Genomic DNA, 15,953 nt, shown 5'->3' on the forward strand with positions numbered 1-15,953 from the left:
CACTCACACGCTTTCCTGCTTGCGCAGCAGGAAGCGCTGGATCTTGCCGCTCGGCGTCTTCGGCAGTTCCTCCACGAAGACCACTTCGCGCGGATAGGCGTGGGCGGCGAGGCGCTTCTTCACCAGCATCTGGAGTTCCTCGGCCAGTTCCGGCGTGCCCTCGATGCCCTTCTTCAGCACCACGAAGGCCTTCACGATCTCGGTGCGCTCGGGGTCGGGCTTGCCAATGACGGCGGTTTCCGCCACCGCCGGGTGCTCGATGAGGGCGCTTTCCACGTCGAACGGGCCGATGCGGTAGCCCGAGGAGGTGATGATGTCGTCGCTGCGGCCGACGAAGGCGATGCTGCCGTCTTCGTTCAGTTCCACGGTGTCGCCGGTCAGGTACCAGTCGCCCTTGAACGACTTGGTCTCCTGCTGCCAGTAGCCCTGGAACCAGAAGCCGGGCGAGGCCGGGCGGCGCACCGCCAGGATGCCGGGCTTGTGCGGCGGCAGTTCCTCCAGCGTCTCTTCATCCAGCACGCCGATGGCGAAGCCGGGCAGCGGCACGCCGGCCGAGCCGGCTTCCACCGGGTGGAGCAGGGCGTGGTGGTTGCACACCGCCATGCCCATTTCCGTCTGCCCGTAATGGTCGTAGATGGGGCAGCCGAGCGCGTCGTCGAACCAGCGGATGACCTCCGGGTTCAGCGGCTCGCCGGCCGAGGACACCACGCGCAGCTTGCCCTTCACGGCCGCCGCGGGCTCCTTGCCGGCGCCCATGAGCAGGCGGTAGGCGGTGGGCGCGCCGGCCAGGTTGGTGATGCCGTTGTCGAGGATCACCTTGTAGGTACCGTCGACCGTGAAGGGGCCGTCGTAGAGGGTGGTGGCGTGGCCCATCATCAGCGGGCCGGTGACGGCGTAGTAGAGGCCGTAGGCCCAGCCGGGATCGGCGATGTTCCAGTAGCGGTCGTCGGGCCGCAGGTCGACCGAGAACCGCATGTATTCGTAGAACGCCACCATGGCCTTCAGCGGCACGGCCACGCCCTTGGGCAGGCCGGTGGTGCCGGAGGTGAACATCATGAGGAACGGGTCTTCCGCTCCGCGCATCACCGGCGCGAAGTCTTCCGACGCGCGGTCCATCTCGGCGGCGAAGTCGAGGTCGCCGTCGCGCGGGGCGGCGATGGTCATGATCGCCGGGCAGCCCTTCACGTCGTCGAGCTTGGAACGGTTGGCCGCATCGGTGACCACCAGCTTGGCCTCGGAGGCGCCGCAGCGGTACTCGATGGCCTTGGGGCCGAAGGCGGTGAACAGCGGCTGGTAGACGGCACCGGCGCGCCAGGTGCCGAGGATGACCGTCAGCAGTTCGGGGATGCGCGGCAGCAGGCCGGCGACGCGGTCGCCCGGCTGCACGCCCTGGGCCTTCAGCACGTTGGCGAAGCGGGCGGCGCGCGCCTGCAATTCGGCGAAGGTGACGGTGGCGCGGTCGCCGTCCTTGTTCTCCCAGTGGAGCGCCACCGCGGCGGTGTCGCCGGCATGGCGGTCGCAGCACTCGACGCAGGCGTTCAGCCCGCCGGTGACCGAGCCGGACAGCACCTTGGCGGCCAGCGCCTCGTAGTCGAACCCGGCGACATAGGCGTCGTAGGCGGGCGTCTGCCCGGCGAGAACATCGAGATCAGCCGACATGCGGTCTTCGTCCCTTCTTGGATGTGGTTTCCACTTCGCTCTTTTCGGCACCCGGACTGTAGGCGCGGCGGTCCGGCGAATCCATGACGCGAGGAATCAGCAAACGTGATCGATTTTACCATGTTCCGTGCCTAAAGTGGCGCCATGAAGGATACCGGAACCGTCTCCGTCTGTTTCGTCCACGCGGCGCTCGAAGGCCTGATCGAGCACGGCCACGACCCCGCGCCCGTGCTGCGCAAGGCCGCCATCCCGCCGGAGCTGCTGGCGAGCCCGCGGGCGCGGGTGTCGCCGGCCGCCTACGGCATCCTGCTCAAGGTCATCGCCCAGGTGCTGGACGATGAGCTGTTCGGCCAGGACAGCCGCCGCATGAAGGTGGGCACCTTCGCCCTCCTGTGCCGCTCGGTCGTCCATGCGGAAACGCTCGGCAAGGCGCTGGAGCGCATGACGCGGTTCTTCGGCACGGTGATGGACGACGTGGGGGCGACGGTCAGCCGCGGCGACCGGACGGCGAGCCTGGTGCTCTATCCCCGTGCGCCCGGCCTGCCGCGCCACGTCTTCCTCTACGAGACGCTGCTGATCTTCATGCACGGCATCGCCTGCTGGCTGGTGCGGCGGCGCATCCCCATCCTGCGGGCCGACTTCGCCTATCCCCGGCCGGAGCACGCGGCGGAATACCACGTGCTCTACAGCGCCCGCCTGCGCTTCGACCAGCCGGCGACGGCCATCACCTTCGACGCGGCGCTGCTCGACCTGCCGTGCCTGCAGGACGAGCAGACGGTGAAGGCCTTCCTGCGCGACAACCCGGAAAACATGCTGGTGAAGTACAAGAACGTCGCCAGCGACGCGAGCCGCGTGCGCCGCCTGCTGCGCGGCATCCCGCCGACCGAGTGGCCGGACTTCGAGACGGTGGCGGCCCAGCTGTCCAGCTCTCCGCCCACCCTGCGCCGCCGCCTGCGCCTGGACGGCACCAGCTTCCGCGCCATCAAGGACCAGCTGCGCCGCGACCTGGCGCTGGCGCTGCTGGCCGACCCGGCGGCGCGGGTGGCGGACGTGGCGGCCGACCTGGGATTCGCCGAACCGAGCGCCTTCCACCGCGCCTTCCGCAAATGGACCGGCGGCCGGCCAGGCGACTACCACCGCCGGGTCAGGGACAGGGGGTGAGGGGAGGGGGAGGGGCTACACCTTCCCCTTCGTCTCCGCCCGGCTGTAGTTGCTGAAGTGGCCTTCGCGGGCGGCGGCGGCGCGGCCGGCGGCGAGGAGGCGGCCGCTCTTGGTGTCGGGGGCGGGCATGGAGAGCAGCTTGTCGAGCGCCTCTGACCCGCACGACGGGCATGCGGGTGTCTCGCCGCTGCGCACCAGGGTCTCGAAGGTGCCGTCGCAGGCGGTGCAGCGGTAGGAATATAGCGGCATGAGCAGGGTCCTCGCGAATCGCTTCGGGTCAGGGAAGACGTCGCTGGGGGCCGCGCGCAGCATAGCATCCCCGCCGCCGTCCGTGCCAGCACCCGATCGAAGGGCGCAGGACTGCTGCTTCCGGGCAATGCCGCCGGCCGAGTCGCGGCGCTAGTGTGTCGGAGCCGCGTTTCTTTCAGCCGAGTCCGCATGCCCGATCGCCAGCCGCCGCTTTCGCCGTCGCTTCCGTCGCCCGTGCCGCAGATCAATCCGACGCCCGCCAAGCTGCGGTACGACGCGCGCTGGGCCTTCAACCTCGGCTACCGCGCCGCCGGCCAGCGCGGCGGCGAGGGGGCGGCGCTGACGCAGTACGCGCTTTATGCCGCCTACCGCAACTTCCTGCGCGCGTATCAGGGCAATCGTCGCGTGGTGCCGGCGGCGCGCGTCTTCGTGCCGGAGGACCCGGAGACCTGGCTGCCGGCGGTGCTGCCCTTCTCCGGCCTGTCGGCGGAGGAGGCGCGCGACGTCTTCGCCGACTTCCTGGCGTGGTGGATCTACGAGGAGCCGGACGACGCCACCGCCGCCCGCTTCCGCCCGGCCATCCTGGAGGGCTTGAAGGCCATGGAGGCCGAGATCGGCCCGCGCGTGTGGGACCTCTGCCGCAACGACCCGCCGTGGCGCAAGGTGTTCGAGCCCGGCCCCTGGTGATCCCTGGTGATCCGGCCCGCTGGTCAAGCCGCGCCGGCTGTGGCATCGTCCTTGCCGCAAGTACGGGGATGACGCGACGGAGGGGCGGCGCATGCGGGTGGTTCGGCTGACGGCGATGGCGGTGCTGGTGACGGCGGTGGCGGCCTGCCGCACGACGGCGCCCGAAACCGCGATGCCGACGGCGCCGGAAACCCTCAGCCCCTACACCGTGGTCTATTCCGCCGCCGCCGAGCTGCCGGATCTGGTCGGGCCGTCGCTGAAGGCGACCACCGACCGCGCCGCGCTCTATTGCGCCCAGTACGGCCGCCGGGCGGTGCTGGTCGGGCGCTTCGTCATGGAGAAGCGGGCCTTCGCCCAGTTCGACTGCGTCACCGGCACCCCCGTGCCGGCGCGGGCACCGTCGCCCCCCGCCTCGTTCCCGGCGCCGCTGGTTCCCGCCGCCGGCTCGTAAACGGGCCTCAGCTCTCGTCCACCACCACCTGGATGATGTCCTCGCCGTAGCGGGCGAGCTTGGACGCACCCACGCCTTCGATGTCGGCCAGCTCGTCCAGGTCCATGGGCCGGGCGCGGGCGATGGCCATGAGCGTCGCGTCGTGGAAGATGACGTAGGGCGGCACACCCTGCGCGCGGGCCAGCTCCATGCGCTTGCCGCGCAGGGCCTGGAACAGCTTGTCGTCGGCTGGATCGGTGAGCTGCGGCCGCGCCTTGCGGTCGGCGCGGCGCTCGCCCTTGCCGCGGTCCTTGCGCAGGATCACCGTCTCCTCGCCGCGCAGCACCGGCCGGCAGCGGTCGGTGAGCACGAGCGCCCCGTGCGCCTCGGCGTCGGACCGCACGAGGCCGTAGGCGACAAGCTGGCGGAAGACGGTGCGCCACTGCTCCTTGTTGAATTCGGTGCCGATGCCGAAGGTCGTGGTGCTGTCGTGGCCGAACTGCTTCACCTTCTCGGTGGCGTTGCCCAACAGCACGTCGACCACATGCGCCGCGCCGAAGCGCTGGCCGGTGCGGTAGACGGCGGACAGCGCCTTGCGCACCACCTCGGTGGCGTCGTAGGTCTCCGGCGGGTCGAGGCAACTGTCGCAATTGCCGCAGGGCTCGCAACTGTCGCCGAAGTACTCCAGCAGCACCTGGCGGCGGCACTTGGCGGTCTCGGCGTAGGCGAGCAGGGCGTCGACCTTGCGGCGCTCGATGCGCTTCTGCTCCTCGCCGGCCTCGGAGCCGTCGATCATCTGGTGCAGGCGCGCCACGTCCTGCATGCCGAACACCATCCAGGCGTTGGACGGCAGGCCGTCGCGCCCGGCGCGGCCGGTTTCCTGGTAATAGGCTTCCAGGCTCTTGGGCAGGTCCAGGTGGGCGACGAAGCGCACGTCCGGCTTGTCGATGCCCATGCCGAAGGCGATGGTGGCGCAGACGATGAGGCCTTCTTCCTTCAGGAAGCGGTCCTGGTTCTCGAACCGCACTTCCTTGGGCAGGCCGGCGTGGTAGGGCAGGGCGGTGAAGCCCTCGCCCGAGAGCCACTGCGCCGTCTCCTCCACCTTCGCGCGCGACATGCAATACACGATGCCGCTGTCGCCGGCGTGCTCGCGCTTGATGAAGTCGAGCAGCTGGGCCTTGGCGTTGGTCTTGGCGCGCACGTGGTAGCGGATGTTCGGCCGGTCGAAGCCGGCGATGAACTGGCGGCCGTCCTGCAGCGCCAGGCGCTCGACGATCTCCTTGCGGGTCGGGCCGTCGGCGGTTGCGGTCAGCGCGATGCGCGGCACGTGCGGGAAGCGGTCGTGCAGGGCGCGCAGCTGCAGGTATTCGGGCCGGAAGTCGTGGCCCCACTGGCTGACGCAATGGGCCTCGTCGATGGCGAAGAGGGCGAGGTCGACGTGGGCGAGGTTGGCGAGGCAGCTTTCGCCCATCAGCCGCTCGGGCGCGATGTAGACGAGGTCGATCTCGCCGGCCCGCATCTGGCGCTCCACCTCCTGCTGCTCGAAGCGGTCGAGGGTGGAGTTGAGCGCGGCCGCCTTGACCCCGAGCTGCTTCAGCGCCTCCACCTGGTCCTGCATGAGGGCGATGAGCGGCGACACCACCACGGCGACGCCCGGCCGCACGAGGCCGGGGATCTGGTAGCACAGCGACTTGCCGCCGCCGGTGGGCATGATGACGAGCGCATCGCCGCCGCCGATGACGTGGCCGATGACGTCTTCCTGCATGCCGCGGAAGGAGTCGTAGCCGAAGACGCTGCGCAGGACGCTTCTGGGATCGGGCTGCATGGCGGCGGTTATACAGGCAGCAGGGCGGCCGGAGAAAGGGTGTTGACGGCGGCCGGCAGGGTGCCGATATACTCGGGGCAGATTGCCGGAGCGCGCCGATCATGCAGGATGTCTGGAGCGAAGCCCTTCGTCACCTGGGCGGTCCTACCGCCGCCGGCCCCGGGGGTGTCGCCGAGGCGGTGCGGCGCGGCCTGCCGCACGATGCCGTCGACCGCCTGGAGCGCGACGGCTTCACGGCGGCGGAACTGGACCGCCTCGTCCTGCCGGCGCGCACCTACCGCCACCGGCGCCAGCGCGACGAGGCGCTCACTCCGGCCGAGTCCGAGCGCGCCCTGCGCGTCGCCATGATCGCCGCCCTGGCCGAGGACACCTTCGGCACCGCCGAAAAGGCGCACCGCTGGCTGCGCCGGCCGCTCGCCCGCTTCGACGGCCGCACGCCGCTCGACATGCTCGACACCGAGATCGGCGGCCGGGCGGTGGAGGACCTGCTGCACGCCATCGGCCACGGGCTGCTCGCCTGATGCAGGCGTGGCGGCTGACCCGCCGGCCCTTCGCCGACCTGAGCGGCTCCGGCGGGCTGTACGCCGCCGGCCGCTGGCACGCGCGCGGCCGGCCGGTGCTCTACACCGGGCTGACGCCGGCGGTGTGCCTGCTCGAATTCCTGGTCAACGCCGAACTGGTGCCCGACCTGCTGCCCGACGACCTGGTGCTGCTGCGTCTCGATGTGCCGGCGGACATGCCCCTGACCCGCCTCGACGCCGCCACCCTGCCGCCCGACTGGCGCAGCCTGGATGGCCGCACCGCCTGCCGGGCGGCGGGCGAGGCGTGGCTCGACGGCGGCGAGACGGTGGGGCTGCTGGTGCCCTCGGCCGTGCTGCCGCAGGAAACCAACCTGATCCTCAACCCGCGCCACCCCCGCATGGCGGCGGTCCGGATCGCCGCGATGGAGCCCTTCGCGTTCGATTCCCGGCTGTTGCGCCACGGGGAGCATTGATGCCCCCCGCCCGTTCATGGTGTGATCCCTGCCACGCGCCGCAGGAGGGGAGACGCCGAGACCGATGACCGCTGAACCGCAGACCACCCTCTCCGTCGTCTCGCCCGTCGACGGCTCCGTCTATATAGAGCGGGCGCTCGCCACCGAGCAGCAGATCGCCACCGCGCTCACCGAGGCGCGGCTGGCCTGCGACCGTTGGGCGCGCGAGCCGGTGACCGAGCGGGTGGCCGTCTGCGCCCGCCTGCTCGACCGCGTCAAGGGCGGGGCTGGGCGCATCGCCGAGAGCCTGGCGTGGCAGGTCGGCACGCCGCTGGCGCAGGGAATGCAGGAATTGCGCGACGCCGAGGATCTGGCGCGCACCATGATGGGCCTCGGCCCGCATGTCCTGGCCGACATCCACGGGCCGGAGGAACCGGGCGTCGAACGTTTCGTGCGCCGGGTGCCGCATGGCGTGGTGTTCGTCACCCTGCCGTGGGCGCAGCCGTGGCTGGTGGCGCTGTCGGTCATGGTGCCGGCGCTGCTGGCCGGCAATGCCCTGGTGGTGCGGCCGAGCCCGCAGGCGCCGCTGGCCGCCGAGGTGATCGCCAAGGCGTTCCGGGAATCGGGCCTGCCCAAGGGCGTCGTGCAGTCGCTCCACCTGTCGGAGGCGGAGGCGGCGCGGGTGGCCGGGGCGGTCGAGGTCGACATGGTGATCCACGCCGGCGAGCCCGACATGACCCGCTGGCTGGTGGCCGCCGTCGCCGCCCGCAACCGGCCCATCGAGATCATCGGCGCCGGGCTCGACGCCGCCTACGTGCGGCGCGACGCCAACCTGGCCGCCGCCGCCGAAGCCATCGCCGGCGCGGCCTTCCGCGATGCCGGGCGCGGCTACGGCGCCGTCAAGCGCCTGTATGTCCATGCCGACGCCCACGACCCGCTGGTCGACCAGCTGGGCGACCATGCCCGCGCCCTGATGCTCGGCGATCCGTTGAAGCCCGCAACCACCCTCGGCCCCGTCGCCCGCCTGACCGAAGCCGTCGCCTTGCGCCAGCACGTTGCCCAAGCGGTGACCCGCGGCGCGGTGGAGGCGGTGGACCCGGCCGGCTTCGCGGCCGACGACGGCAAGGGACTCTATATCGCGCCGCGCGTGGTGACCGAGGTGACGCCCGATCTCGACCTCCTGCGCGAGCCGACGCCCGGCCCGGTGCTGGCGGTGATGCGCGTGTCCTCCGACGAGGAGGCGGCGGCCCTCGTCAATGACGGCGACTGGGGCCGCTCGGCCTCCATCTGGACGCAGGACGCGCGCGAGGCCGCCCGCATCGCCGCCGGCCTGCGGGTGGGGGCGGTGTTCCAGAACCAGTGCGCGCCGCTCGACGGCAACCTCGCCTGGACTGGCACCAACGCCAGCGGCGGCGGCGTGCTGCTGTCGCGCGCCTTCTACGAGCGGGTGACGCGGCCCATGACGTGGAACCTGCTGCATAAAGTTTAAGCCCCTCAGGCGCCGGGCGCGCGCGGTGCGCGCTTGGCTCCCGCGGCAGGGGCCGCGCGGCGCGGTCGCGCCGTCCAAGGCTCCGAGGCCCTGGCGCGCCAGGGACCGGACCGCGCCCGGCACCTCCTCCCCACGCAGGCGTGATCGCGCGGCCGCGGTCACGCCGCTTGCCCGCGCCGCGGCGCCTCGCCTAAGATGCGCCACAGTGGCGCGGCAGGCTCGGTCCGGGTTCGGAACCGTCGGCGCCGCCAGCGAGTTTCCCGACCCCGCCGTCGCACCCGCATCACTGGAGGAGGCCTCAGTGACCCGTATCGCGTCTTTGTTCACCGCCCTGATCCTCGCCGTCGTCGCCCTGCCGGGCCTCGCGGCCGCGCAGGACAAGCCCGCCGTCCCCGCCTATGAAGAGCGGGTGATGGGCAAGGCGGACGCCCCGGTCACCATCCTCGAATTCAGCTCGCTCACCTGCCCGCACTGCGCCGAGTTCCACAAGACCGTGCTGCCGCAGGTGAAGAAGGACTACATCGACACCGGCAAGGCCAAGCTGGTCTTCACCGACTTCCCGCTCGACCCGCTGGCCACCGCCGCCGCCATGATCGGCCGCTGCGTGCCGGAGAACACCTACTTCCGCTTCCTCGAGACCCTGTTCGCCAACCAGGACACCTGGGCCCGCTCGCAGAAGCCGCTGGACGCGCTGACCGGCTACGCCCGCCTCGCCGGCCTGCCGCCGGAGCAGGTGACCGCCTGCCTGCAGAGCCAGGACATGCTGAACGGCATCAACGCCGCCAAGCAGCAGGCCGCGCAGCAGTACGGCGTGCAGGGCACGCCGACGCTGGTGGTGAACGGCAAGGTGCTGCCGGCCTACACCGACCTGCCCGCGGCGCTGGCCGAAGCCACGAAATAAGCCGCCGCCGCCCCGCCACCGGTTGGACCCCGCCCCGTGATCCGCTTCTCCCGGCTTCGCCTGTCCGGCTTCAAGAGCTTCGTCGACCCGACGGACCTGCTCATCGAGCCGGGCATGACGGGGGTCGTCGGGCCGAACGGCTGCGGCAAGTCCAACCTGGTGGAAGCGCTGCGCTGGGTGATGGGCGAAACCTCCGCCAAGCAGATGCGCGGCGGCGAGATGGACGACGTCATCTTCGGCGGCACGGCGACGCGCCCGTCGCGCAACATCGCCGAGGTGACCGTCTCCCTCGACAACCGCGACCGCAGCGCGCCCGCCCTGTTCAATACCGTCGACGAACTGGAGATCACCCGCCGCATCGAACGCGGCAAGGGCTCGGTCTACCGCGTCAACGGCAAGGAGACGCGCGCCAAGGACGTCATGCTGCTGTTCGCCGACGCCGCCACCGGCGCGCGGTCGACGGCCATGGTGAGCCAGGGGCGCGTCGGCGCGCTCATCAACGCCAAGCCGAGCCAGCGTCGTTCCCTGTTGGAGGAAGCGGCCGGCATCGGCGGCCTGCACACCCGCCGGCACGAGGCGGAGCTGCGCCTGAAGGGGGCGGAAGCCAACCTGCAGCGCCTGGAGGACGTGCTCCAGGCCCTCGGCGCCCAGCTCGGCAACCTGCGCAAGCAGGCCCGCCAGGCCGCCCGCTACCGCGCCCTGTCGGAGCAGATCCGCCAGGTGGAGGCGCTGGTCCTGCACCTGCGCTGGACCAAGGCGATCACCGCCCTGGAGAAGGCCAAGGAGCAGTTCCGGCTGGCCGAAGGGCGCGTCGCCGAACTCACCGGCCTCGCCGCCTCGGCCTCGCGGGCGCATCTCGAAGCCGACGAGGCCATGCCCGCCCTGCGCCAGGCGGAAGCCGAGGCGGCGGCCAGGCTGCAGCGTCTGGTGCTGGCCCGCGAACAGCTGGATGCCGAGGAACGCCGCATCGCCTCCGCCCGCCAGGACGCCGAGGTGCGGCTGCGCCAGATCGCCGACGACATCGACCGCGAACGCCTGCGCGCCCAGGACGCCGACGAGGCCGTCGCCCGCCTGGAGGAGGAGCGCGACGCCCTCATCGAGGCCTCGTCCGACGAGGAACTGGAGCAGGAGGAAGCGCGCGAACGCCTCCAGCGGGTGAACGACGACGTCACCGAGCGCGAGGCCGAGTTGACGCGCCTCACCGAACGGGCCGCCGCCGAGGACGCCCAGCGCAAGGCCCTGCTGCGCCGCGCCGAGGAAGCCGACCTGCGGGCCGAGCGCGCCGAGCGCCGCCTGCGCGAAACCGAGGACAGCCGCGCCTCCGCCGCCGCTGCCGGCGTGCCGCGCGAGGATCTCGACGTCGCCGAGGAACGGCTATACGCCGCCGAAGAAGCCCTGGAAACCGCCCGCGCCGCCCGCGCCGCCGCCGAGGAGGCGCGCGACGCCCGCCAGGGCGATTACGAGGCGGCGCGCGATGCCCTGCAGACCGAATCCGCCGCCCGCGCCCGCCTGAAGGCGGAAATCGACGCCCTGACCGACCTGCTGGCCGGCGACCGCGACGAAACGACGGGCGAAGCGACCGCGCCGGTGCTCGATGCCCTGGCCGTGCGGCCGGGGTCGGAACAGGCGCTCGGCGCGGCGCTCGGCGACGATCTCGCCGCGCCGGTGGCCGAGACCGGCGCCCGGCGCTGGCAGGCGCTGCCGCCGGTGGCCGGGGCCGCCGGCCTGCCGGCCGGGGTGGAACCGCTCGACCGGATGGTGTCCGGCGCGCCGGCACTGGCGCGGCGTCTGGCCGCCACCGGCCTCGTGAAGGATCGCGACACCGCCGCGGCGCTCGCCCGCGAACTGGCGCCCGGCCAGCGGCTGGTGACGCCGGAGGGCGACCTGTGGCGGTGGGACGGCTTCGTCGCCGAGGCCGGGGCGCCGTCCGCCGCCGCCACCCGCCTGAAGCAGCGCAACCGACTGGCCGAGCTGCGCGAGTCGCTGGTCGAACTGGACGAGCGGGTGGAGGTCGCCGAGACGCGGGTGGAAGACGCCCGCCTCGCCGTCGAGCACGCCCAGGAAGCCGCCCGCACCGCCCGCGACCGCGAGCGGGCGGCGGAACAGTCGCTCACCGACGCCCGCAACCGCCAGATCGAGCTGTCGCGCCGCAACGCCGCGACGGAGAGCCGCCTGTCCGCCCTCGACCAGACGCTGGAGCAACTGGCCGCCGACCTCGCCGAAGCCCGTGCTCAGGTGGAGGAGGCCCGCGAGCAGCGCGCCCGCCTGGGCGACGGCGGCGGCGACCGCCAGCGCGTCGATACCCTGCGCGCCGAAGTGGCAGAACTGCGCACCCGCCTCGCCGAGGCCCGCTCGCTGCACGACCGCGTGTTCCGCGAGGCCGAGGAGCGCGCCCGCCGGGTGAAGGCGGTGGAGGCGGAACTGGAGTCGTGGCATCGCCGCAAGGACGGCACCGCCGGTCAGTTCGAGGAACTGGAAGCCCGCCGCGAGGCGGTGATGGAAGACCTCGCCCACCTCGCCGAACGCCCGGTGGAGATCGCCGAGCAGCGCGAGACGCTGGCCGAGGAGATCGAGCGCGCCGAGGTGCAGCGCCGCATCGCCGCCGACCGGCTGGCCGAGGGCGATTCGCGCCTGCGCGACGCCGACCGCACCCTGCGCGAGGCCGAACAGGCGCTCGCCAAGGCGCGCGAGGAACGGGTGCGCGGCGAAGGCGCGGTGGAGACCGGGCGCCAGCAGTGCCAGCAGATCGCCGCCGCCATCGCCGAGCGACTCGACTGCACGCCGGAACAGACCCGCGCGCTGGCCGGCCTCGACGACCCGGAGGCGCCGGCCGCCCCCGACCTGGGCGAGGCGGAAGACCGCCTGCAGCGCCTCAGCCGCGAGCGCGAGATGATGGGGCCGGTGAACCTGCGCGCCGAGCAGGAGGCGCAGGAGCTGGAAGAACAGGTGGCGACGCTCACCGCCGAGCGCGACGACCTGACCGGCGCCATCGCCCGCCTGCGCCAGGGCATCGCCGAGCTGAACCGCGAAGGCCGCCAGCGCCTGCTCGCCAGCTTCGAGAAGGTGGACCGCAACTTCCGCACCCTGTTCGTGCGCCTGTTCGGCGGCGGCCGGGCGCATCTGGCGCTGACCGAATCCGACGATCCGCTGGAAGCGGGGCTCGAAATCATGGCCTCGCCGCCGGGCAAGCGCCTGCAGATCCTGTCGCTGCTGTCGGGCGGCGAGCAGGCCATGACGGCGCTGGCGCTGCTGTTCGCGGTGTTCCTGGTGAACCCGGCGCCCATCTGCGTGCTCGACGAGGTGGACGCGCCGCTCGACGACGCCAACGTCGACCGCTTCTGCGCCATGCTGGACGAACTGACCCGCATGTCGGAAGCCTCCACCCGCTTCCTGGTGGTCACCCACCACCGCATGACCATGGCCCGCATGGACCGCCTGTTCGGCGTGACCATGGCGGAGCGCGGCGTCTCGACGCTGGTGTCGGTCGACCTGCACGAGGCGGAGCGCCTGCGCGAGGCGGGGTAGGGGTTGCGGGCCGGTGGCCCCTCCGACGGCCACCCCCGGCGGCGGCCCGCCCCGAAAGGGTAGTTTTGTCGCCTGCCCGCCGAAACCGTCTCAAGCCATTGAACTATAACGGTTTTGTGCACTGCACCCCGGCCGTGGGGCAGGGTTTTCCGGCTTGACAGGGCTGGAGCCAAACCTTATGGTGCGCGCGATTTTCAGGGGGCTCGCGCTGCCGTTCGCGGGGTTCTCGCCCGCACGGGGACCACCCGGAAGGTTGAGGACCGAAGACGAGATGAGCGACCGCGACAAGCCCTCGCTGGAGGATATCGATGCCCGGATCCGGGCCGCCCGTGGCGGTTCGGGGAAGGGTGCGGGGGTGAACGAGGAGGGGCCCGGGCCACGCAACGTCTCGGGCATCGGCATCGCCTTCCGCATCAGCATCGAGTTCACCGCCGGCGTCCTGGTGGGGTTCGGAATCGGATACCTGCTGGACCAGTGGCTCGACACCGCGCCGTGGTTCATGGTGCTGTTCCTGCTGCTGGGCTTCGTGTCCGGCGCGATGAACGTCTACCGCGTGGTCAAGGGGCTCGACCAGAGTGTCGGGCTGGGCCAGGCGGTGGAACGGAAGGAGGCGGAGCGACGCTCCGGCGACGAGACGGGGGGGTGACGGGCCGGTTCACGGCACGCCCTTTCCCTGAAAGAGATTGGCCGGCCCTGCTGGGCCCAAACAAGAGGAACGACAGTGGCTAGTCCGGTTGAGCAATTCGCTGTCAAGCCGATCATTCCGATCCAGGTCGGCGGCGTCGACATCTCCTTCACCAACTCGGCCCTGTTCATGACGATCGCCGTGGGCGTGTCGGCGCTGTTCTTCTGGTACGGCACGCGCAAGCGCGCCCTGGTGCCGAGCCGCTGGCAGTCGATGAACGAGGTGTTCTACGAGTTCATCGCCAACATGATCCGCGACAACGTGGGCAAGGAAGGGATGAAGTATTTCCCCTTCATCTTCACGCTGTTCATGTTCGTGTTCCTCGGCAACATGCTCGGCCTGCTGCCGTACAGCTTCACCTTCACCAGCCACATCGCGGTCACCGCGGCGCTGGCGGTGTTCATCTTCATCGCGGTCACGATCATCGGTTTCGCCCGCCACGGCACGCACTTCCTGCGGATGTTCTTCCCGCACGGCGCGCCCATCGCGACGGCGCCGATCCTGATCCCGATCGAACTGATTTCCTATCTGTCCCGCCCCTTCAGCCTGTCGGTCCGTCTGTTCGCCAACATGACCGTCGGCCACATCATGCTGAAGGTCCTGGCTGGCTTCGTCGTTGCGCTGGGCGTGTTCGGCTTCATTCCGCTGGCCGTCGTGTTCGGCGTCACCCTGCTGGAGATCGGCATCGCCGCCCTGCAGGCCTACGTGTTCACCATCCTGACCTGCATCTACCTCAACGACGCCATCAACATGCACTGAGGTGTCGCGGCGGCCTTGCCTTCGGCGCGGCCGCCGGGTAGACCCTGCCGCGGGTCATGCATGAGCCCCTTCAACCTGTGCCTTTGACAAGGGAAGAGAGAAATGGACGCTGAAGCTGCGAAGATGATTGGTGCCGGCCTGGCCGCCATCGGCATGATCGGTTCCGGTATCGGTGTGGGTAACATCTGGGCCAACCTGATCGCCACCGTCGGCCGTAACCCGGCTGCCAAGAGCAGCGTCGAACTGTACGGCTGGATCGGCTTCGCCGTGACGGAAGCCATCGCGCTGTTCGCTCTGGTCGTCGCCCTGATCCTCCTGTTCGCCGCGTAAGTTCCGCGGAGACTGACGACGCCGGCAGGCGGTGCGGGGCCAGCGAGCCCCGGCCGCCTTCCCGGCCCGTTTCGTGAAAGGGGGTCGTGCCCGTCCGGCACCGCCGCCCGATCCCCGGCCCCTGGGCCGGCGGAGAGAGGCGTGGGTGCAGGAGCCGACGGCCCTTCCGCCACCAGGAGCCCCAGGTAATGCCGCAGTTCGACCCGACGTCGTTTCCGTCCCAGCTGTTCTGGCTGGTGGTGACTTTCGTCATTCTGTACGTGCTCATCTCGCGCTTTGCCATCCCGCGCATCGGCGACGTGATGGAGCAGCGCCAGAAGATGATGGACGACGATCTCGACCGTGCCGCCCAGCTCAAGGCGGAAGCGGAAACGGCCGTCCAGACCTACGAGAAGGCCCTGGCCGACGCGCGCGCCAAGGCGCACGAGGTCATGAAGGCCGCCACCGACGAAATGTCGCGCAAGGCGGAAGAGCGCAACCGTGAGGTCGCCGGCCGTCTCGCCCAGCAAATCGCCGACGGTGAAGCCCGCATCGGCAAGGCCCGTGACGAGGCGCTCGCCTCGGTCCGCGAGGTCGCGACCGGTGCCGCCCAGGCCATCGCCGTGAAGCTGGCCGACGTGTCGCTCGCCGACGACAAGGTGGACGCCGCCGTCGGTGCCGCCCTGCAGGAGTCCCGCTGATGATCAGCCCCGCTCTCGCCGCCACGGCCGAAGGCGCCCACGACCTGCCGTTCTACGCCGACCCCACGTTCTGGGTCGCCATCGCCCTGCTGCTGGTGATCGTGGCCTTCGCGCGTCCGGTGCTGCGGGCCATCACCGCCGGCCTCGACACTCGCGCCGCGCAGATCCGCACCAAGCTGGAAGAAGCCCGCAAGCTGCGTGAAGACGCGCAGGCCCTGCTGGCCGAATACCAGCGCAAGCAGCGCGACGCCCTCGGCGAGGCCGAGGACATCATCGCCCACGCCAAGGCGGAAGCCGAGCGCGTGCGCGCCGATGCCGAAGTCGCGCTGGAGGAGAGCATCCGTCGCCGCGAGCAGCAGGCCATGGAGCGCATCGCCAATGCCGAGGCCGAGGCCCTGCGCCAGGTGCGCAACCAGGCCGTCGACATCGCCATCGCCGCCGCCGGCCGCCTGCTGCAGGACAACCTTCCCGCCGCCAAGGCCGACGCCCTGGTGGAGCAGACCATCCGGGACCTGCCGGCCAAGCTGCACTGAGTGCGGCCTGCGGTCACCAGGGTTTCCTGAGGTGTCGAAAGCCCCGCTGCCGGTCCCGGCGGCGGGG

General features: G+C 71.3%; 16 protein-coding genes. 13 read left to right on the top strand and 3 right to left on the bottom strand.

Annotation, left to right across the window (positions count from 1 at the left end):
- Positions 1-3: 3 nt before the first annotated feature.
- Entirely contained in the window at positions 4-1,659 is a 1,656-nt protein-coding gene (locus tag CRP50_RS19065) for an AMP-binding protein (RefSeq protein ID WP_097280775.1), read from the bottom strand.
- A gap of 144 nt (positions 1,660-1,803) precedes the next feature.
- On the opposite strand from CRP50_RS19065, the gene CRP50_RS19070 reads away from it, so the two are divergent.
- Positions 1,804-2,820 carry an AraC family transcriptional regulator gene (locus CRP50_RS19070; RefSeq protein ID WP_097280776.1) on the top strand — a complete coding sequence of 339 codons (1,017 nt, stop codon included), beginning with the start codon at positions 1,804-1,806 and terminating at the stop codon, positions 2,818-2,820.
- Positions 2,821-2,835: 15 nt separating this feature from the next.
- On the opposite strand, the gene CRP50_RS19075 is transcribed toward CRP50_RS19070, so the two are convergent.
- Positions 2,836-3,069: an FmdB family zinc ribbon protein gene (locus CRP50_RS19075; protein WP_097280777.1), complete on the bottom strand. Its 234-nt coding sequence runs from the start codon at positions 3,067-3,069 to the stop codon at positions 2,836-2,838.
- 189 nt (positions 3,070-3,258) lie between these two features.
- Here CRP50_RS19075 and CRP50_RS19080 point away from each other — a divergent pair, with 189 nt between their 5' ends.
- On the top strand, positions 3,259-3,756 hold the full coding sequence (locus CRP50_RS19080; RefSeq protein WP_097280778.1) for a hypothetical protein: 498 nt from the start codon (positions 3,259-3,261) through the stop codon (positions 3,754-3,756).
- A 91-nt stretch (positions 3,757-3,847) separates the two neighbouring features.
- Entirely contained in the window at positions 3,848-4,207 is a 360-nt protein-coding gene (locus CRP50_RS19085; RefSeq protein WP_097280779.1) for a hypothetical protein, read from the top strand.
- A gap of 7 nt (positions 4,208-4,214) precedes the next feature.
- Here CRP50_RS19085 and recQ read toward each other — a convergent pair whose 3' ends face one another.
- Positions 4,215-6,011: a DNA helicase RecQ gene (gene recQ / locus CRP50_RS19090; RefSeq protein WP_097280780.1), complete on the bottom strand. Its 1,797-nt coding sequence runs from the start codon at positions 6,009-6,011 to the stop codon at positions 4,215-4,217.
- A 101-nt stretch (positions 6,012-6,112) separates the two neighbouring features.
- Here recQ and CRP50_RS19095 point away from each other — a divergent pair, with 101 nt between their 5' ends.
- The 10 genes from CRP50_RS19095 to CRP50_RS19140 all read left to right on the top strand — a co-directional run bounded on the left by CRP50_RS19095 (position 6,113) and on the right by CRP50_RS19140 (position 15,886).
- A complete protein-coding gene (locus CRP50_RS19095; RefSeq protein ID WP_097280781.1) occupies positions 6,113-6,532 on the top strand; it encodes an antitoxin Xre/MbcA/ParS toxin-binding domain-containing protein in 420 nt (139 codons plus the stop codon).
- Positions 6,532-7,005, top strand: a complete 474-nt coding sequence (locus CRP50_RS19100) for an RES family NAD+ phosphorylase (protein ID WP_097280782.1) — start codon at positions 6,532-6,534, stop codon at positions 7,003-7,005. Before CRP50_RS19095 ends, CRP50_RS19100 begins: the two co-directional genes overlap by 1 nt.
- A 64-nt stretch (positions 7,006-7,069) precedes the next feature.
- Entirely contained in the window at positions 7,070-8,473 is a 1,404-nt protein-coding gene (locus CRP50_RS19105; protein WP_097280783.1) for an aldehyde dehydrogenase family protein, read from the top strand.
- 301 nt (positions 8,474-8,774) lie between these two features.
- Positions 8,775-9,374 (top strand): DsbA family protein, encoded by a 600-nt coding sequence (locus tag CRP50_RS19110; RefSeq protein WP_097280784.1) that lies wholly within the window; start codon positions 8,775-8,777, stop codon positions 9,372-9,374.
- Positions 9,375-9,410: 36 nt separating this feature from the next.
- Positions 9,411-12,899 (top strand): chromosome segregation protein SMC, encoded by a 3,489-nt coding sequence (gene smc, locus CRP50_RS19115; RefSeq protein WP_097280785.1) that lies wholly within the window; start codon positions 9,411-9,413, stop codon positions 12,897-12,899.
- Positions 12,900-13,170: 271 nt separating this feature from the next.
- Entirely contained in the window at positions 13,171-13,545 is a 375-nt protein-coding gene (locus CRP50_RS19120; protein WP_097280786.1) for an AtpZ/AtpI family protein, read from the top strand.
- 75 nt (positions 13,546-13,620) lie between these two features.
- Positions 13,621-14,343, top strand: coding sequence for a F0F1 ATP synthase subunit A (locus CRP50_RS19125; protein ID WP_097280787.1), 723 nt, complete (start codon positions 13,621-13,623; stop codon positions 14,341-14,343).
- Positions 14,344-14,445: 102 nt separating this feature from the next.
- Complete coding sequence (locus CRP50_RS19130; RefSeq protein ID WP_097280788.1) at positions 14,446-14,673, top strand: F0F1 ATP synthase subunit C; 228 nt, start codon at positions 14,446-14,448, stop codon at positions 14,671-14,673.
- Between the two features lie 188 nt (positions 14,674-14,861).
- Positions 14,862-15,353 (top strand): F0F1 ATP synthase subunit B', encoded by a 492-nt coding sequence (locus CRP50_RS19135; RefSeq protein ID WP_097280789.1) that lies wholly within the window; start codon positions 14,862-14,864, stop codon positions 15,351-15,353.
- Positions 15,353-15,886, top strand: coding sequence for a F0F1 ATP synthase subunit B (locus CRP50_RS19140; RefSeq protein ID WP_097280790.1), 534 nt, complete (start codon positions 15,353-15,355; stop codon positions 15,884-15,886). The genes CRP50_RS19135 and CRP50_RS19140 overlap by 1 nt, the downstream gene beginning before the upstream one ends.
- Positions 15,887-15,953 lie beyond the last annotated feature (67 nt).

The sequence above is a fragment of the Caenispirillum bisanense genome, from assembly GCF_900230255.1.
Taxonomy (GTDB): Bacteria; Pseudomonadota; Alphaproteobacteria; order Rhodospirillales; family Rhodospirillaceae; genus Caenispirillum; species Caenispirillum bisanense_A.